Raw genomic sequence first — 18,399 nt, 5'->3', positions numbered from 1 at the left:
TTACTTACTTTGCGTTCGGTTTCGTCATGGATTTAGGATCTACATATTCTTCAAATTGTTCTTCTGTTAACAGATCCAGTTCGACTGCCGTCTCTTTCAGCGTCTGATTTTTCTCATAAGCGGTCTTGGCGATTTTCGCCGCATTCTCATAACCGATATGCGGGTTCAGGGCTGTGACAAGCATCAAGGAATCGCGCAGATTCTTTTCAATTTGTTCATGATTCGGTTCAATTCCACTTGCACATCGCTCATCAAAGGAAACGATGCTGTCGGCAAGGAGCTGTGCAGACTGGAGGAAATTATAAGCAATGACCGGTTTGAATACATTCAGTTCAAAATTTCCCTGACTGGCTGCAAATCCGATGGTCGCATCATTTCCCATTACTTGGGCCGCCACCATCGTCACGGCTTCACTTTGAGTAGGGTTCACTTTACCAGGCATAATGGAGCTTCCCGGTTCATTGGCCGGGATCGTAATTTCACCGATGCCGCAGCGTGGACCGCTGGCAAGCCAGCGCACGTCGTTGGCGATTTTCATCATATCCGCGGCTAATGCCTTTAAAGCTCCGTGAGCATGTACGAGCTCATCATGAGATGTAAGCGCATGGAATTTATTTGGTGCAGAAAGGAAGGTTTTCCCTGTCGCTTTATTGATTTCAGCTACGACATGATCAGAGAAATCGACATGAGCGTTGAGCCCCGTTCCTACAGCTGTGCCGCCGATAGCTAATTCCTTCACATATTGAGTGCTTTCAATCAGCATTTTTTCCGTCTTTTCAAGCATACGGTGCCAGCCGCTGATCTCCTGTCCCAATGTTAAAGGAGTGGCATCCTGCAAATGGGTTCGGCCGATTTTAACGATGTCATGAAACGCTTCCATTTTTTCATTCAATGTTTGTTTCAATTGTACGAGAGCCGGAAGTACAACGTCTTCGACTTTTCTTACGGATGCGATATGCATCGCCGTCGGGTACGTATCATTCGAGCTTTGTGATTTGTTTACGTCGTCATTTGGATGGAGACGCGCTTCTTTGCCTTGTTCCTCCAGCCATTGGTTTCCTACGTAGGCAATGACTTCATTGACGTTCATATTGGACTGTGTACCACTGCCTGTCTGCCATACGACCAGTGGGAAATGCTCCTCCAGCTCCCCTGCGATAATCTTATCCGCTGCGTAGGTGATGGCATCCGCTTTATCCGCTTCTAAAAGCCCGAGCTCTGCATTCGCCCTGGCTGCACTTTTCTTCAATATAGCGAATCCTTCCACAACTTCCTTCGGCATCTTCTCTTCCCCGATCGGAAAGTTCTGCTTACTCCGCTGTGTTTGTGCTCCCCAGTATTTTTCACTTGGCACTTTGATTTCACCAATGGTATCCTTCTCCATACGATAATCCATAAGAATCCTCCCTTTCACCATTTCATTTTCTGCCATTTCATTGTATCAAGAATCTTTTGAACAATCACGTACCGTTCCGATTCTTTTTGACAAAATACCACTTATTTTATTTCAGATTATTTACATTTTTCTGATTTTTATGTATAATGACCGTATCAAGCAACCATTGAACACATCGTCCATAATTGCTTGATCTCTCAAGTGGGTATAATGTGGTGAAAAGGGGCCTTGCAACGGGCTCCCTTTTTTTGTAGCGTCTAAAATGGACGAGTGTTTACATAGGAGTCTTGTGTGTAAGGAAAAAGAAATAAGATAATTGAGAAACACGGAGTTGATCTATATGAAAATAGCTGTATTTGGAGCAACAGGACGAGTTGGCTCGCTTGTTGTCAAGCATGCCATAAAAAGAGGGTTCGCCGTAAAAGCGTTGGTAAGAGACCGCTCGAAAGCAGAAGCGATGATCCCGGGTGCGGAGCTTATCGTCGGAGATACGAAAGAAGAGGCAGCCGTCAGACAAACCCTGGATGGCTGCGATCTTGTTTTCAGTGGCCTGAGTACGGATAAAACAGATACATTAACCACATCATTTCCTCACATTATTCGAGTAATGAAGGAAAAGGGAATCAGCCGCATTGTCACTATTGGAACCGCCGGCATACTGAACAGCCGGCACGAGGAAGGGAAATTCCGCTTTGAAACCAATGAATCCAAGCGGAAGCAGACATTCGCTGCGGAAGAACACGCCCAGGTTTATCGACTATTGCAAGCGTCAGACCTTGAATGGACGATTATCTGCCCCACTTACCTTCCTGACGGTGGAAAAGAAGGAATTGTGCGTTATGAAATAAACAAACTGCCGGAAGACGGCAAAAAAATAACGGTTACAGATACTGCGGAATTTGCTATGCAGGAAATGATCGACAGCCGATTCCCCCAAAAAAGAGTCGGCATCTGCTATTAAGATAGCTTTTGTATTGGAGTGTACGATGAAAAGAAACGTTGGACAGCTGCGGACTGCATGAAAGAAGTGCTGGTCCCGGGATAGCTTCCGGAACAGCAAAAAGAAGTATTACCGGCAGCCCTTAAAGCAGCGTCCCATTTGAAGCATCCTGCTCCTTAAACATCACTTCTTGAAAAAAAGAACTCCCGTTCATTGGAAGGGAGTTCTTTTTTTTACTCATTCCTTATAAAAACCGAAAAATTCTTCCAATGACTTGGATTCTTCATGGACTTCCGTAGAGTATTCCGTCCCTACATACCGCAGGTGCCACGGCTCATACGTATAACCTGTTATGTCTTCTTTTCCTTCTGTATATCGGATAATGAATCCATATTCGTGAGCATGCTCAGCGAGCCATTTTCCTTCCGGTGTCTCCCCGAATGATTGATCGAGCTTGAATGCCATTTGAGCGGACGTCACGTCCATGGCAAGCCCTGTCTGGTGCTCACTTGTACCAGGTTCGGCGGAAAAGGTATCGGTCTCCTCTTTTCCGTATATCTCCACATTGCGATCGTAAATTTCCGTCTGACGGTCATACGAGCGATAACCGGAGGCAGCGACGATGTTCATCCCATCTGCCTCTGCAGCAGCAATCAGATCCTCCAGAGCCCGTGCCGCAGGTTCACGCAGCTGCTTCTTCTCCTGGAATTTTTCAAAATAGAACGGGACGTCTGGAACGGTCAGATCATTCGGTACATAATCACCGGGCAGCTTTCTTTCCTTGTTGACCACAGCGGTGATGCTCTCCGGCTCACCAACCTGTACTGTCCCATCCTCCAAGGCTATGTCTTCGGACTGCTCCTGCTTCGTTTCCTGAGACTGCCAATGTTCGGATGTCTGTTGCTTCTGTTCCGCCGAAGCCGGAACGGTTTCGTCCTTCTGCTCTGTCGTTTGAGTGTTGATGGAACACGCAGTCAGCGACAGGCTGATCATAGTTATTGCCAGTGCTTTTTTCAATGTTATTACCTTCCTATATCTGTATTCATATAGTCTACTATAACACTCAGAGGAAGATGTTGCATATGGGAAACCCTTCTCTTTCCATTAAAAAAAGCCACTGCATGTCCCAGTGGCTTTATCATTTATTCCCATGTGAAGGGTTGATATTGTTTACTCAAGCGCTCGAATTCTTCGCGGTCATGGTTATCAATGGCCCGGTTTATCTGCTCGTCCAGGCGTTCTTTATTGAATTGATAACTTAAGTGATCTAAAAGCAGACGTGAGGCAAGTTGAATACCATAGGACAATTCTCTCTTTGCCGTAATCTCTTTCCCTTTGTATTCGGGGTCCCGACGGATAACGTAAATGATCTTTTGCTTTCTCATTTTGAATACCCCCTTCATGCTTTTTTTCATTATGCAGGATTTATCAAGCAAACGCAACAAGTTTTCTGAATATTTAGTTATATGATTCCCATTTTAAAAATTTATAAACCTGCAAAAACGCATTAATAGAGGGCTGATTCCAAGATTCCCACCTTACCTCTAAAACAAAAAATGGTAATTAAGAACCAATTGGAATTCGTATCCGATTCTATACACGTCTGAAATAAAAATAGACGCGCTTTTTGAAGCAGTCATGTATCCAGGAGAAGGAGCCGGGCCGGCAGGTGGAATCGTTCCAACGTCGATGAAGGAGATTGTATTCTGCATTGCTGAGGGTTTTCCGACATAAAAAAAGCAGCTTCTTAAGAAGCTGCTTTCTCCCTTACCTGTTAATTTTACCGGCGACATCGAGTGTGCGTCGGACCTGATGACGAACGGCCGGTTCAATATCTTCTTTCATATTGCCATCCGCATCGACGCTAACGCTTGTACCGTAGGGATTTCCACCGGAAGCAAATATTGCATCATCCGTATATCCGGGCGCAGCAATGAGTGCCCCCCAGTGAAACATAGTCGTGTAGAGATTCAGGAGTGTCGATTCCTGTCCTCCATGAGGGTTTTGCGCAGAGGTCATGGCGCTGACCACTTTGTCGACGAGCTTCCCTTGGAACCAAAGTCCACCCGCCATATCCATATACTGCTTAAACTGTGCCGGTACGTTACCGAAACGGGTGGGAACACTGAACAAAATGGCATCAGCCCAGTCCATGTCATCCACCTTCGCTTCTTCCACTTCATCCTTCGTCTGTAAGTAATGTTCTTTCCAGGCAGGGTTCTGCTCAATGGACTCCATCGGTGCAAGCTCCGGGACGCGAAGAAGCTTCACCTCTGCTCCTGTTTTCTTCGCTTCCTCTTCCGCCCACTTCGCCATCTTATAGTTCGTTCCTGTCGAACTGTAATAAATGATTGCCAGTTTGACTTGAGACATACAGATCACTCCTTTTTTTAAGTTAAAGGTAAAATCGTTACTCTCCTACTATCTGTCATATTCTTCGTACAATACACTGCCTTCTATACCCGATTGCCTCTAAATGGAAACAAATAGATTTAATTATCAGATATATTTATTATCAAAAAGATTCCACATACTAAACACCATTGAGTTTTTGAACAAAGGCAACTATCCTTACCTCAGCCAAGCAAGATGCCTGTGGAAAGCATTTTTTCTCTAGACTCAACGAAAATGTATCTGGTAAGCTATATCTTGCTTTTATCCGAATACATCGGGGGTTGAAGAATGAATGATTACGATAATTTGAAGAAAGGTGAGCGTGGAGCTTGGGTAAGTATCATTGCCTACGTCATCCTCTCCATCGCCAAACTGACGATTGCTTCCATCGGTGATTCCGAAGCGCTTCGAGCCGACGGATTGAATAATACAACCGATGTAATCGCCTCTATCGCTGTACTGGTGGGGCTGAAAATTTCCAGGAAGCCGCCTGATGCTGATCATCACTACGGCCACTTCCGCGCAGAGACAATCGCTTCCCTGATTGCAGCGTTTATCATGATGACCGTCGGTCTGGAAGTAATTATCGGTACCGTTCAGGACATCCTGGAACAGAAATCAACGCAGCCGCAGATGCTGACCGCCTGGACCGCTCTTGTCGCCGCTGTCATTATGTATGGCGTTTACCGCTATAATTTAAACCTTGCTAAGTCGGTCAACAGCAGTGCCGTCTATGCCGCAGCACAGGATAACCGCTCCGACGCCCTTGTCAGTATCGGCGCAGCTATCGGGATATTCGGCGCCCAGTTCGGAGTCTTTTGGCTGGACCCTCTGGCAGGTCTTATCGTAGGCCTCATCATATGCAAAACCGCTTGGGATATTTTCAAGGACTCCACCCATACCCTTACCGACGGATACGATGAAGGGGACTTGGAGCACATACGTGAAGCCATTGCTTCTCATCCGGAAGTGTGGGCGGTAAAGGATGTGAAAGCGCGTCTTCAAGGAAACAAAACACTGGTCGATGCGATCATTCACGTCGATCCCAACATCACCATTCAACAAGGGCATGACATTACAGATGAAATCGAAGACCACTTGGAGAAAGAGAACAACATTACTTATGCCCACATTCACATCGAGCCCTACGAAAAAGAAGAGGATTAAGAACAGCCCCTGCTGGAATTCCAGCAGGGGCTGTTCTTCAGTTTAATTTTCCTAAAAGATCTAAAAGGTTACGCCATCCATACGCTGTCTCCTCGTATGTTCCTTGTCCGATGGTCACCTTTTCCGCTTCCACCGGGTCGGCGCCATATTTAATATAAAAACGGCTGGACGGGTTATTGGTCAGCACCCATACGAGCAGCGATTGATATCCGGCTTCCAGCATTCCTTCCGTAAATGCTTTCAGCAGCTGCTTTCCGTATCCTTTTCCGTGGTATTCTTCCAATAAATAAATCGCATATATTTCTCCATCATACCCGTAGTTTTTCGTCCGCTCTTTCCCCCCGGAAACAAATCCTACGGGCTCGTGATCATCGTTCTCAATGACATAGGCAATTTGACCGTTCACCGGTTTTTTCAGGACGGTTTCCCATAACGCGATTCGATGTTCGACCGTCGTATTGCTTAAGTCCTTCTCTGCTATTAGATCCTCATACGTGGATTTCCAGCTTTTCACATGTATTTCTGCTATAGTGGCTGCATCTTCAAAACGGGCCGTTCTTACTTCAGGCATGGTACTCGTCCCTTCACTTAAGATGCTTCTATTGTATCAGAATGCCTTGTAAATAGCAGTCTTCTTCCCGTTGCGGCCGTCAATAAAAAAGGATGATACCTGAGGGCATCATCCTTTCTCCCTTATCTACACTGGAAGCTTGCTATTAACCGGGTGTCGAAACCGGTATAAACCCATTGCTGCCGGCGGCGCTGCCATCTGTATCCCGCGACCGACGTCCTCCCGATGAACGTCGGATAAAACCAGAAAGAGCTGCCATTCTCTAAGCGAATCCACGTATTCCGGTACATGCAGCCGAACAGAGACTGCGGATCCACAGCAAGGGGGGCAGGAGACTGGAACTGATTTTGCTGCGGTTCCGGCGGAGGAGGGGGCGGAGGGGGCGGCAGCTGTCCTGCACCACTTCCACCTCCAAACGGCGGTCCTGGAGGCCCGGGTGGGAGCCCTGGAGGTCCAGGGGGGCCTGAAGGGCCGGGCGGTCGTCCCGGCGGCCCGAAAGGAAACCATTGTTGTCGGTACATAACGATCAAATCCCTTCCGCGAATTATCCTTATACGATATGCACCCCAACCAGAGGTGTGCCTACAACGTCAGGAGGAACACCACGATGACCGCACCAAGAACCACTCCTATGACAGGTACTTTCAGCCAGGCTAACAAAACGGCCGCAAGACCCGCAATGATACCGACCTGCGGGGCATCCGGCTTTACACGCAGAATACCAGGAAAGATTAACGCTCCTAACGCGGCATAAGGAACGGCATTTAACCACCGATCCACCCAAGGAGGAAAGCTGACGAACCCGGCAATCCAGACCGGAGCAATGCGAGGGATGGCTGTAACAACGGCCATTCCGATAATCATCCAAACGATCACTTACCTTCTCCCCCTTCTTCATCCGGCATCCATATCCCGAGGAAGCCGCCGATTACCGTACCGAGAACAATCGACCATCCTTCACTCATCTCAAAGGATTGACAAATAAAATTAATGAGCATAGCCGCTCCTGCTATGGATGCGACTCGAACACTCCCTTTTAAAGATGGAATTAATAGTCCGATAAACATCGCATATAACGCAATTCCCATGCTGTCACTCAGACGTTCCGGCATGACATCCCCGAGCACTCCTCCGAAGAAAGAACCCGCAACCCAGGAAACATAAGCAGTCAAAATAAGAGACGCATAGAAATACGCTCCATGCCGCTCGTCGGCAGGATCCTTATATAAGGAAGACATAGCAAACGTTTCATCCGTAAGTCCAAGCGCCATCGGAAGCTTGGCTTTAACGGCAATCCCTTTTAAACGATTGACAAAAGAAAAGCTCATGATAAAATGACGAAAATTAAGAACGAATGTAGCAAGGATGATTTCGATGATTCCGGTTCCCGAAGCCACCATACCTACAGCCAGGAATTGCGCAGCTCCGGCGAACACCAATACGCTCATTAAGGTCAATTCCACCATAGTCATCCCCGACCTCCCTGCCAGTACGCCATAGGTCAAGGCTACAGGGAGATAACCGAGCATGATCGGCATACCTGCAACAATCCCGTTCCTTACCATATGTAAACGTGTCGCCGGAACAGGCGTTCCAATTAGTGATGCTCCCATCTAGCAACCCCTCCTGATCGACTAAGAACTTCACAATATTTACAATATACAGAATATCAAGATCAAAGAAAATAGACTAGCATAAAAAACCATTGACATGGAGCCTTGTTTTTCATATTATGTATTTACTTACTTCATTGCACAAAAGCGTTCAAGCGAAAAAGAATATATACGTATCAGGAACTCCGAAGTAGAAGTGGAAAGAGCAGCAGTCAGAGACCGGATGAAATGGTGGAAATCCGGGCCCTTCCAACTTTGAATTACAGGGTTCGCTGCAGATGATACACCAAATGAGCGGGTAAGTTATCTTACCAACAAGGGTGGTACCGCGGAGTAAAGCTTCGTCCCTGATCCAGGACGAGGCTTTTTTGTATGCAGAAAAGAACAGGAGGAATAGGATATGTTACATTTACAGCCCAAATCACTGCCCGGCATCATAGAATCCATTATTATGCTTTTGATCACAGTGGGAGTCATCAGTTATTTCATTATAGGTCTGCAGGCAACTCCCCATGTACCGATTCTGATCGGCATCTTCATCATGATCGGTTACGGTCTCTTAAAGAAGATGTCGTTTAAGCAATTGCAGCACGGTATGGTCGAAGGTGCTCAGACGGGAATGGGAGCCGTTCTGTTATTCTTCGTCATCGGAATACTTATTTCCAGCTGGATGGCGAGCGGTACCATTCCCGTACTTATGAATACAGGCTTCCTGCTGGCCGGAGGTCCTTGGTTCCTGGCCATCATCTTTGCGGTCACAGCCATCGTAGGCGTCGCCCTGGGGAGTTCTTTTACAACCGCAGCAACTGTCGGTGTCGCCTTTATGGGTGTAGCACAGTCCGCAGATGTTTCCTTACCCATGACAGCGGGAGCAATCGTCTCCGGTGCTTTCTTCGGAGATAAAATGTCTCCATTGTCAGATACGACCAACCTTGCCTCTACCGTCGTAAAGGTCGACTTATTCGATCATATCAAAAATATGGCCTGGACGACTATTCCGGCTTCCATTCTGACTTTCGTGCTTTTCATATTTCTGTCTCCTGATGCATCGACGAATACAGAAGCACTGGATGAATTTCGTATCGGTCTTGTGGACACCGGATTGATGCATTGGACGTCTTGGATTCCTCTTCTTGTCTTAGTTATCATGACAATGACCAAAAGACCGGCGTTCTTATCTCTCGCCATCAGCAGTATGACTGCCACTGTCATCGCAGGTTTACGGGGAATCCTTGACTGGCAGGCATTATGGAGTACTTGGTTTGGAGGTTTTCAGGGAACGACTGGAAACGAAGTCATCGACCAGTTGCTAACCCGTGGCGGGATGAACGGAATGCTCTTCACCGTTTCTCTCGTCATTCTGGCACTCGCATTAGGAGGATTATTCTTTGTTACAGGAGTGATACCAGCCGTTCTCTCCAGCGTTCAGAGCACTTTGAAGTCCGCACGGGCAGCGACCGTTTCGACAGCACTCACAGCCATCGGGATCAATGTTGCTATCGGAGAGCAATACCTTTCCATTCTTCTGACAGGAGAAGCATACCAAAGCGTGTATGAGAAAGCAGGTCTTGCGAAGAAGAACCTCTCCCGGACACTGGAAGATGCCGGTACAGTAATCAATCCGCTCGTTCCGTGGAGCGTGTGCGGTGTCTTCCTTGCCGACGTTCTCGGGGTTTCGGTGCTGGATTACCTACCTTTCGCCTTCTTCTGTATCCTCTGTCCGATACTCACGATCCTTTTCGGATTGACGGGAAGGACTCTGACACCGAAAGCAGAAGAAACATATCGAAAAGTGAATTGAACAAAGGTAAAAAGAGCGCACTCTGCGCTCTTTTTTTCAGCTTTCAGAAGAAATATTGACAGGAAAAGCCATACCTTTAACGCAGATCGGAAGCCTTATTACCATTTCCTGTTTCCGCATCCCCTCTTCTTGAATAAAGCAGGAGCGAACCACTCAAAATAAAGAAAGGAAAAGAAAGAGGTGAAGCGATTGGAAACGTTCGAGCATGGAGAACATTCGAATGACGATTGGCATATGGGGCATGCAGAGGCAGAGGAAGTTCTTCCGGACCTTGCATTTTATAGAACACTGATTGCAAATGTGGTATTTATAGGAAACAAGGACACCAAGGACTGGGTATTGATCGATTGCGGCATAGCTCATTACAGCAAACGGATTATTGAAGCGGCAGAAAAAAGGTTTGGACAGGACAATCCCCCGCGGGCGATTCTCCTCACTCACGGTCACTTCGACCATGTCGGATCTGCGAAGAAGCTCGCACACCATTGGGAAGTACCCATATATATTCACCCGTTGGAGATGGATTATGTAACAGGCAAACGGGATTATCCGGTTGGAGATGCTACAGTTGGAGGCGGGCTCTTCTCGCTGTTGTCCCCGTTCTTCCCAACAGATCCGGTCGATCTGAGCAAATACGTTCACCCGCTTCCGGAAGATGGAACACTTCCTTTTTTAGAGGATTGGCGTATCGTTCACACCCCGGGACATACACCGGGACACGTCTCCTTGTTCAGAAAGCAGGACAGGACGCTGATCGCAGGCGACGCCTTTATCACGGTTCAACAGGAGTCAAGTATGGCTGTGTTCATTCAACATCAACACGTCCATGGGCCACCTGCCTATTTCACTCATAACTGGGACGATGCGGAAAAATCCGTCAAGGCATTGGCTGCACTGAACCCTGGAGTAGCGATTACCGGTCATGGGCTTCCAATGGAAGGAGAGCTCCTGACGACCCAATTGGAGGAGCTCGCAAAAAACTTCAAAGAGCTCGCGGTGCCGAAGCATAAGCGAAACATCCATTAGCCCGGCGAAGAGACGGAAATTCATCCGTCTCTTTTTTCATTTAGTAAAGTATCAAGCTGTCTAAGTCCAGCCAGCAGACGTGGACCAGGACGACAGAACAACGATTCCTCCAAGACGTGAATCCTCTCGTATTTTAACGCCTTAAGCCCGTTCCACCCTGGTCTTTTCTTTAGTAGATCGGGATTCATCTTATCCTCCGCAACGCCGACCCAGACCATGCAGATATGATCGGGATCTCTCCTCTTCACTTCTTCCCAATCGGTCTTATAATTAGCGATATCCTTGTCAGCAAAAATATTGACAGCACCAGCCAGCTCGCTTATTTCCGTCAACCAGTTCTTACCTCCAGGACTGAACACCGGTTTGGGCCACCACTCCCAGTAAAGAGAAGGACGAATCCCACCCTCCCTGTTTTTCTGTCGATAGGAATCAATTTCTGCGAGAAATGCCGATGCTTTTGCTTCTCCTTCCCGCTTTACTCCAAGAGCTGTGCCTACTTTCCTGATTTCCTCGCCGATCTCATAAAGACTGTCCGCCTTCAATATAATGTAGGGCAAGCCCCGGTCTTCCAGTGCTTCGATATTTTTCTCCATTCCCGGAACGGATAACGACGCAAGGACGAGGTCAGGCTTCAAAGAAGCCACTTTATCCATATCTATGGACAAATCCGGGCCAAGTTTTGGAAGCTTCTTTACTTCCACCGGGTAATCAGAATAATTGTCGACACCAACCAACAGATGTGTCTGATTCAAATACGCGACAATCTCAGTATTGCTAGGAGAAATCGACACAATTCTCATGTTCCCACCTCTTTTTTCAGAATCATCTGATGTTTCAATTTCCTTCATTATAGCTTATATTTAATTTATGGAAAATGAAAGAAAGGGCTGATTTCATGACGACAGCATTACTCGATACGTCCAAAGGAGTCGTTGAATATACATATAAAGGAGTCGGCCCCGTTGTGCTGCTTCTGAAAGGCGGGCACTGCACCAGGGAAACCGACCTTTCCCACGGCAGCCTTGTCTATGAAGGCTATTCCCTGCTTACGATTTCCCGTCCAGGATACGATGGAACGGATATATCCACAGGACGCACGCCTGACGCTTTCGCCGATACGATCATTGAAGTTCTCAATCATTTACGTTTGGAGAAGGTCCATGTCATTGCTGTATCAGCCGCAGGTCCTACCGGCATCGCCCTGGCACTGCATCACCCTGATCGTGTGTCCAAGCTGATCATGGAAGCGGCAATGACCATGCCTTGGGAAGAAAAAGTAAGACGGCGGGCACAAGTGTTATTCGGCCCGGCTGAGAAAGTATTTTGGAAAAGTTTGAAGACGATGCTTACCTTATTTCCGGACCTCGTCATCAAACAGATGCTGGCAGAGTTAACAACGAAAGATGCCGATCATATCGTCCGGGAGTTGTCTACAAACGACCGTCGCTTCATTTATGACATGATTGCCACTTCCCGTTCCGGCAAAGGATTTCGGACAGATTTGAGACATCAGGTCCCGGTGATGGATCGTCTGGAAGTACCGGTACTTGGGATGTATTCCCACTATGACCGCTCCGTCCCCTATGCCCATGCCGTTCTCTTGAAGTCAAACGTCCGTGATTGTGAAATATTTGAAGTCGACTCGGACAGTCATTTGATTTGGATCGGCAGTGATGCTCAAGAAGTGTGGAATAAACGATTGGAATTCTTAAATAAACCATAATCCATTGGGAGGAGATCATCATGACTGCTGTCAAGTGTGAACAAATGTTGGATCGTTTCTTAACGTTTTATGATTTGGCATCCAAAACACCTCCGCATGAACGCTTAAGCCTTTGGAAGGAACATTACGCTTTTCCCCACACACCTCCGGGATACCAGAATGACCAGCTCGCTAAAGAAATGCTTGAATATGGGTGGGGACAGTACCCTCTCGCCTACGAACGGATCAAGTATTTTGAAATGGACCCGGTGGACTTGAACGATCGTTTCGATTATATAAAACAAACAATGCGGTACACAGAGCCGATATCTTTGACCGTGCTGTTCTTCGTAGGCACCTTTGAAACGGACCCTTTCATCGTTAAAGAAGAAGATACTTATACCCTCTGCTTCCCGGTTGAGCTGGAAGCGAGTGAATCCCGGTTGATTCAGGAACTGGCCCGAGTCGTACACTGCAGCCGTTCGGGTCTTGCCCCGAGCTTCACCAGGACGCTTGGACAGCTCCTATTCCAGGAAGGGGTCGCTCTCCATACGACTCAGGCTCTTCTCGAGGACGACAGCAGATTTGACCCCTGCTTCACGTGGGATCAGGAGGGATGTACCCGTGAACCTAACCGGGTGATGATCAACATTCTTCCACACCTCCATCGGACGGATTATGAAGCACTCTATTCCTTTACAAAAGGTACAGGCGCATCCGGTTACGAAAAAGAGGCCAATTACACCGGATGGCTCGTTGTTTCCCACCTTCTCGAACAGGGATATTCTCTGCCGGAATTAGTCAGGATTCCTAAGGGGGATGTGGATGCGATTGTAGAGAAAAGCCTCTTCGCTCTGCTGAATAAAGCGTACACAAAACAGCCCCAGGAATAACATCCAAATTAATGGCAACTTTCTTCGAGATAGGGCTTTCATTCAATTGGGCCATCTGTTATACTGATGTTAATTATTCGTTGTTCAATCAGATTCATGCAAGAGAAGATGTTTTGAAAGATGTCGTCTTGATGGAATTGAAGAGAGCAAGAATAGTAATACAATGTGGATGTTCCACGCAGGAGGTAATTGTACATGGTTGAAGGTACAGTAAAATGGTTTAACGCAGAAAAAGGTTTCGGATTTATTGAAGTAGAAGGTCAAGACGACGTCTTCGTACACTTCTCTGCAATTCAAGAAGAAGGTTTCAAAACTCTTGAAGAAGGTCAAGTTGTAACTTTCGAAATCGAAGAAGGTCAGCGTGGACCACAAGCAGCTAACGTTCAAAAATAAGGACGTATAAACTCCCCTTTCCGGGGAGTTTTTTTATACGAAAAAGCCCGGCATCCATTGCCGGGCTTTTTCTTTATTCTTCGCTTTGCTCTGTTAAGATGATTGGACCATCTTTCGTAATCGCAATGGTATGCTCGTACTGAGCAGACAAGGATCCGTCTACGGTGCGTGCTGTCCAGTTGTTTTCATCCATCTGGCTTGCCCATCCACCAATATTGATCATCGGTTCAATCGTAATGACCATACCATCTTTCAAACGTGCCCCTTTACCGGCAGCTCCGAAGTGAGGGATATATGGGTCTTCGTGAATGGATTCACCAATGCCGTGTCCAGTAAAGTCACGGACGACAGAATACCCTTCTCCTTCTGCGTAACTTTGAATGGCATGACCGATATCTCCAATGCGGTTACCCGGCACTGCCTGCTCAATCCCCTTATAAAGGGACGTTTTCGTTACATCCATCAGCTTACGGGCATCCTCACTGATTTCTCCAACCGCGTGCGTCCAGGCAGAGTCAGCAAGGTAGCCGTTCAAGTTTACAACCATATCAATCGTTACGATATCGCCGGCATTTAATTTCTCGGTGCGAGGGAATCCATGGCAGATTTCATCATTAATGGAAGCACATGTTGTGAATTCATACCCTTGGTACCCTTTCTGTTCCCCTGTCGCTCCGTGTTCCGCCAAGTATTTCTCTACGAATTGTTCAATTTCCATCGTCGTTACGCCCGGCTTGATGAAGCTGCGTAGACGTTCATGTACACTTGCCAACAGTTTACCAGCTTCGTGCATCTTCTCAATTTCTCTCCGACTCTTACGTTTAATCATTTAGGTTCAACCCTTTCTATCTTCTTACGTATGTGTTCACCATATAGTATGATAACGAAAAAATGAAAGAACGACCACCCATAGCCCTTATTCCACTTCTTTAATGATAGACGCAGGGTTTCCTCCAATGAAAACATCGGAAGGGACGTCTTTCGTTACGACAGCGCCGGCACCAATTATGACATTATCACAGATTGTAACCCCGGGACAGATGACGGCATTTCCACCGATCCATACATCATCTCCAATGGTGACCGGCTTTCCCGATTCAAGCCCGCTTGCTCTTGTTTTTCTGTCCATCGGGTGGGTAGCGGTATAAATCTGCACCTGCGGGCCAAGCAGTACCCTTTTTCCAATTGTAATCGCGCATACATCCAGAAAGATACATCCAAAATTTGCAAAGAAACCGTCCCCGACGTGGATGTTGGAGCCGTAATCACAATGGAACGGCGGCTCCAGGCTCATTTCTCCTTCAATGGATCCGAAAAGGTCGTGCAGCAATTGATTCCTATAATGGGATTCAGACTCTTTCGTATGGTTCAACGCGTAGGTGAGTTGTCTCGCCCGCGACCGCTCCACAACGAGTTGATCATCCCACGATTCGTATAATTCTCCAGCTAACATCTTTTCTTTTTCCGTCATTCTCGCACCTCCGTCATAGGTTTCCATTTCTTTCTTTACTTTACCATAGTTTTCCGCTAGTCTAGGAACCACTACTAAGGGGGAATTCGATGCAAGTTAGAGAACTGAACGGGAAAGATGCAGCGGACTATTATGAACTCCGACTCGAAGCACTGCTGACAAACCCGGACGCTTTCCTCACCACATACGCCCAGGAGAAACAGCGACCGGACCCTATTCCAACAACGGCAGATAGACTGGACAACGATCTTTCCAGGACATTCGGACTTTTTTCAGACGGAAAACTGTCCGGAGTTGTCACCCTTGTCAAAGAAACGCATCCAAAGTACTTACATAAAGCAAATATCGTAGCCATGTATGTCACACCTTCCATCCGCGGATCGGGCGGTGGGGAAATGCTGATGAACGAAGTGATGCAATTCGCCAAAGCCATCCGCATCGAACTGCTTCACCTTTCCGTCGTCACAGAAAACAAAGCAGCAAAAAGACTTTACGCCAAGGTTGGATTCAAGACATACGGTACGGAGAAACATGCGGTCAAACTGGAGAAACGGTACCTTGATGAAGAGCATATGGAGTGCTTCCTTACATAATGAAACGTTTCCCGGCCCTCGACCGTACATGTAGTGAGAACTTGTTGATAAAAGGAGTAGATAAATATGATAGAAATCAACCGGATATCCAAGAGCTTCGCCGGCAAACAGGCGGTCCGGGAACTGGACCTCTCCATTCCTGACGGGAAGATCTTCGGATTTTTAGGACCAAACGGCGCCGGCAAATCGACGACTATTAAAATGATGACAGGTATTCTTCCGATCGATGATGGGAGCATTACCCTGAACGGGGTTGATATATCAAAAGATCCAATGAAAGCGAAGCGCCTCTTCGGATATGTTCCGGACCGCTCTGATATATTTCTCCGCCTGAAAGGAATCGAATACTTAAACTTCATTGCCGATATTTTCGAGGTTCCAGAGGATTTACGACGCCGGAGAATCGATGAACTTACAAAAAGCTTTGGTATTTATGATGCACTGAATGACCATATTCAAACCTACTCTCATGGGATGAAGCAGAAAATAGTCGTCACCGGCGTGCTGCTGCACGACCCGGATGTGTGGATTCTGGATGAACCTTTGACAGGACTCGATCCAAAGTCCGCTTATACATTGAAAGAGCTGATGCGTGACCATGCCGCCAGAGGGAAGATCGTCTTCTTCTCGACACACGTCTTAGAAGTGGTGGAGCAGCTTTGTGATGAGGTAGCTATTATACATAACGGCCATGTCCAGTTCCAAGGCAATATGACGGAAATGCGGCAGCAGTTCAAAGAAGATGACAACCTGGAAAGGCTGTTCCTGGAGTTGACGGAAAATGAATAAAGCATGGATCCTGACGAAAGCCATGTTGAAAATGCAGCTCTCCATGCAGGGGAAGAGCAATAGTGAAAAGCTGGGCTACGGTTTTCTCGTTATTGCACTCATCCCCTTCGGATTAATGATCCTTTATTTTCTCAACGGTATCATAGGCAATATGTACACCGCCTTTGAGCCGCTCGGTATGGAAAATCTTATTCTCGGACTTTTATTTGTGTTGATGACGATTTTGTTCTTTTTCTTAAGCATTGGGACGGTTCTGAGTTCATTTTATTTTGCGGAAGACGTTGAATCCTTTATTCCTCTTCCTTTACAGCCATATCAAATCCTGTTTGGGAAATCGGCTGTCCCTTTTCTTTCTTTATACTTATTAAATACAGCTTTGCTGCTGCCTTCGTTAATCTTTTACGGGTTGAACAGCGGAGCCGGCGTGCTTTATTACTTTTTTTCCATCATCATGTGGGTGATTACACCGATCATTCCGTTCGTCGTGACGTCGATACTGGTCATGTTCATCATGCGTTTCGCTAATATTTCTAAGAACAAAGACCGCACGAAAATCATCGTCGGAATGCTTGGTTTTGTATTTGCTATCGGTATCAATGTCCTTATCCGTATGGATGGTGGGACAAACAGCGACATAGCTGCTCTGCTCCTTGAGCAGAACGGCCTTCTGGAAATGGTAACGAAATTCGTTCCGACTGCTTATTTCAGCAGTATCGCCCTTACAGAACCTGCCAGTGTGGGAGGGATCCTTTACCTGCTGCTGATGATTGCCTTGGCGATCGCCGCTGTTATTCTATTCGCTTCCATAGGTCAGAAACTTTACTTCCGCGGGGTGCTTGGACTATCCGGCGGAAGACGCAGCACTTTCCAATCCGAAGATTTTGATAAAAGCCTGCAAAGACGTCCACTTCTTCTTCGTTTATGGCAGAAAGAGATGCGGGTCATCTTTCGGACACCGACGTTCTTTACACAGATTTTCGTGCAGAGCCTGTTCTTTCCTGTGTTTTTGATCGTCATCCTTCTAATGGATATGAATGGTCCGATGGCCGGCTTCGGCCAACAGTTAGCTGATATTCCCGGTAAAAAAGCCATACTGGGGACATTTGGTGTAGCTGTCATTGCTCTTGGAGTTAATCCAGCTTCCTTTTCTTCTATCTCCCGGGACGGGAAGAGCTGGTTTAATCATTTATACTTACCCATCCAGCCAAAGCTTGTCATCTTCAGTAAGCTGTGGACTTCCTTTACGATGAACCTGCTCACGTTGGTCATTATCAGTGCCGGGGCGCTGATCGTACTCAAAGTTCCACTGCTTATCTGGGGGATCTGGTTCCTTCTTTCCCTGGCTATGAGCTGGCTTGCCGGCATCGGGGGAATGCTGATCGACCTGTACAGTCCGAAATTGAATTGGACAGATGAACGGGAAGTATTCAAGGGCCGGTTCATTACGATTGTACCTCTCGCTGTCGAAGCAGTCCTATTCGGATTGTTCATCTTCTTCCTGTGGCACAGCAGCCTGGAAGGACTTTGGATGACTACCGGAATCGTACTTGCTTTCCTATTACTCTTAATCACCCTCGGCCATCTCCTATTAAATAAAATGGTCAGAGAGAAGTATCATAAAATCAGCTGATCAAAAGGCATGGGGACTCC

General features: G+C 46.9%; 21 protein-coding genes. 10 read left to right on the top strand and 11 right to left on the bottom strand.

Annotated features, from left to right (window positions below; all coding sequences use genetic code 11):
* Positions 1-4: 4 nt before the first annotated feature.
* Positions 5-1,396 (bottom strand): class II fumarate hydratase, encoded by a 1,392-nt coding sequence (fumC, locus tag D479_RS05895; RefSeq protein WP_008634731.1) that lies wholly within the window; start codon positions 1,394-1,396, stop codon positions 5-7.
* A gap of 340 nt (positions 1,397-1,736) precedes the next feature.
* Here fumC and D479_RS05890 point away from each other — a divergent pair, with 340 nt between their 5' ends.
* Positions 1,737-2,357: an NAD(P)H-binding protein gene (locus tag D479_RS05890; protein ID WP_008634729.1), complete on the top strand. Its 621-nt coding sequence runs from the start codon at positions 1,737-1,739 to the stop codon at positions 2,355-2,357.
* Between the two features lie 216 nt (positions 2,358-2,573).
* On the opposite strand, the gene D479_RS05885 is transcribed toward D479_RS05890, so the two are convergent.
* The 3 genes from D479_RS05885 to wrbA form a co-directional block, all read right to left on the bottom strand.
* Complete coding sequence (locus tag D479_RS05885; RefSeq protein ID WP_008634726.1) at positions 2,574-3,353, bottom strand: M15 family metallopeptidase; 780 nt, start codon at positions 3,351-3,353, stop codon at positions 2,574-2,576.
* Positions 3,354-3,478: 125 nt separating this feature from the next.
* Positions 3,479-3,721, bottom strand: a complete 243-nt coding sequence (locus tag D479_RS05880; RefSeq protein WP_008634724.1) for an IDEAL domain-containing protein — start codon at positions 3,719-3,721, stop codon at positions 3,479-3,481.
* Positions 3,722-4,103: 382 nt separating this feature from the next.
* Positions 4,104-4,709, bottom strand: a complete 606-nt coding sequence (gene wrbA, locus D479_RS05875) for an NAD(P)H:quinone oxidoreductase (RefSeq protein ID WP_008634722.1) — start codon at positions 4,707-4,709, stop codon at positions 4,104-4,106.
* A gap of 309 nt (positions 4,710-5,018) precedes the next feature.
* On the opposite strand from wrbA, the gene D479_RS05870 reads away from it, so the two are divergent.
* Positions 5,019-5,897, top strand: a complete 879-nt coding sequence (locus D479_RS05870; protein ID WP_008634720.1) for a cation diffusion facilitator family transporter — start codon at positions 5,019-5,021, stop codon at positions 5,895-5,897.
* A gap of 37 nt (positions 5,898-5,934) precedes the next feature.
* Here D479_RS05870 and D479_RS05865 read toward each other — a convergent pair whose 3' ends face one another.
* From D479_RS05865 to D479_RS05855, 4 genes are all read right to left on the bottom strand, one after another.
* Positions 5,935-6,468 (bottom strand): GNAT family N-acetyltransferase, encoded by a 534-nt coding sequence (locus D479_RS05865; RefSeq protein WP_008634718.1) that lies wholly within the window; start codon positions 6,466-6,468, stop codon positions 5,935-5,937.
* 122 nt (positions 6,469-6,590) lie between these two features.
* The gene (locus tag D479_RS20640; RefSeq protein WP_008634716.1) at positions 6,591-6,989 is read right to left on the bottom strand and encodes a hypothetical protein; all 399 of its coding nucleotides are present in this window, start codon (positions 6,987-6,989) and stop codon (positions 6,591-6,593) included.
* 61 nt (positions 6,990-7,050) lie between these two features.
* Positions 7,051-7,344 (bottom strand): AzlD domain-containing protein, encoded by a 294-nt coding sequence (locus tag D479_RS05860; protein WP_008634714.1) that lies wholly within the window; start codon positions 7,342-7,344, stop codon positions 7,051-7,053.
* Positions 7,341-8,081, bottom strand: a complete 741-nt coding sequence (locus D479_RS05855; RefSeq protein ID WP_008634712.1) for an AzlC family ABC transporter permease — start codon at positions 8,079-8,081, stop codon at positions 7,341-7,343. Before D479_RS05855 ends, D479_RS05860 begins: the two co-directional genes overlap by 4 nt.
* Before the next feature lie 400 nt (positions 8,082-8,481).
* On the opposite strand from D479_RS05855, the gene nhaC reads away from it, so the two are divergent.
* Both nhaC and D479_RS05845 read left to right on the top strand, forming a co-directional pair.
* A complete protein-coding gene (gene nhaC / locus D479_RS05850) occupies positions 8,482-9,882 on the top strand; it encodes a Na+/H+ antiporter NhaC (protein ID WP_008634710.1) in 1,401 nt (466 codons plus the stop codon).
* A 234-nt stretch (positions 9,883-10,116) separates the two neighbouring features.
* Positions 10,117-10,908, top strand: coding sequence for an MBL fold metallo-hydrolase (locus tag D479_RS05845; RefSeq protein WP_193743870.1), 792 nt, complete (start codon positions 10,117-10,119; stop codon positions 10,906-10,908).
* 20 nt (positions 10,909-10,928) lie between these two features.
* Here the strand turns inward: D479_RS05845 and D479_RS05840 are convergent, their stop codons facing one another.
* On the bottom strand, positions 10,929-11,708 hold the full coding sequence (locus D479_RS05840) for a cobalamin-binding protein (protein ID WP_008634706.1): 780 nt from the start codon (positions 11,706-11,708) through the stop codon (positions 10,929-10,931).
* 95 nt (positions 11,709-11,803) lie between these two features.
* Here D479_RS05840 and D479_RS05835 point away from each other — a divergent pair, with 95 nt between their 5' ends.
* From D479_RS05835 to D479_RS05825, 3 genes are all read left to right on the top strand, one after another.
* Positions 11,804-12,631, top strand: a complete 828-nt coding sequence (locus D479_RS05835; RefSeq protein ID WP_008634704.1) for an alpha/beta hydrolase — start codon at positions 11,804-11,806, stop codon at positions 12,629-12,631.
* Between the two features lie 20 nt (positions 12,632-12,651).
* Entirely contained in the window at positions 12,652-13,503 is an 852-nt protein-coding gene (locus D479_RS05830) for a hypothetical protein (protein ID WP_008634703.1), read from the top strand.
* Between the two features lie 195 nt (positions 13,504-13,698).
* Complete coding sequence (locus D479_RS05825) at positions 13,699-13,896, top strand: cold-shock protein (RefSeq protein WP_008634702.1); 198 nt, start codon at positions 13,699-13,701, stop codon at positions 13,894-13,896.
* 73 nt (positions 13,897-13,969) lie between these two features.
* Here the strand turns inward: D479_RS05825 and map are convergent, their stop codons facing one another.
* Entirely contained in the window at positions 13,970-14,725 is a 756-nt protein-coding gene (gene map / locus D479_RS05820; protein ID WP_008634701.1) for a type I methionyl aminopeptidase, read from the bottom strand.
* An 87-nt stretch (positions 14,726-14,812) separates the two neighbouring features.
* Positions 14,813-15,367 (bottom strand): sugar O-acetyltransferase, encoded by a 555-nt coding sequence (locus D479_RS05815; RefSeq protein ID WP_008634696.1) that lies wholly within the window; start codon positions 15,365-15,367, stop codon positions 14,813-14,815.
* An 89-nt stretch (positions 15,368-15,456) separates the two neighbouring features.
* On the opposite strand from D479_RS05815, the gene D479_RS05810 reads away from it, so the two are divergent.
* The 3 genes from D479_RS05810 to D479_RS05800 all read left to right on the top strand — a co-directional run bounded on the left by D479_RS05810 (position 15,457) and on the right by D479_RS05800 (position 18,379).
* Complete coding sequence (locus D479_RS05810; RefSeq protein WP_008634692.1) at positions 15,457-15,960, top strand: GNAT family N-acetyltransferase; 504 nt, start codon at positions 15,457-15,459, stop codon at positions 15,958-15,960.
* Positions 15,961-16,026: 66 nt separating this feature from the next.
* A complete protein-coding gene (locus tag D479_RS05805) occupies positions 16,027-16,749 on the top strand; it encodes an ABC transporter ATP-binding protein (protein ID WP_008634682.1) in 723 nt (240 codons plus the stop codon).
* Positions 16,742-18,379 carry an ABC transporter permease gene (locus D479_RS05800; protein ID WP_008634681.1) on the top strand — a complete coding sequence of 546 codons (1,638 nt, stop codon included), beginning with the start codon at positions 16,742-16,744 and terminating at the stop codon, positions 18,377-18,379. The genes D479_RS05805 and D479_RS05800 overlap by 8 nt, the downstream gene beginning before the upstream one ends.
* Positions 18,380-18,399 lie beyond the last annotated feature (20 nt).

The sequence above is a fragment of the Halobacillus sp. BAB-2008 genome (genome assembly GCF_000328325.1).
Lineage (GTDB): Bacteria > Bacillota > Bacilli > Bacillales > Halobacillaceae > Halobacillus.
This window is presented reverse-complemented; position numbering and strand designations above follow the sequence as displayed.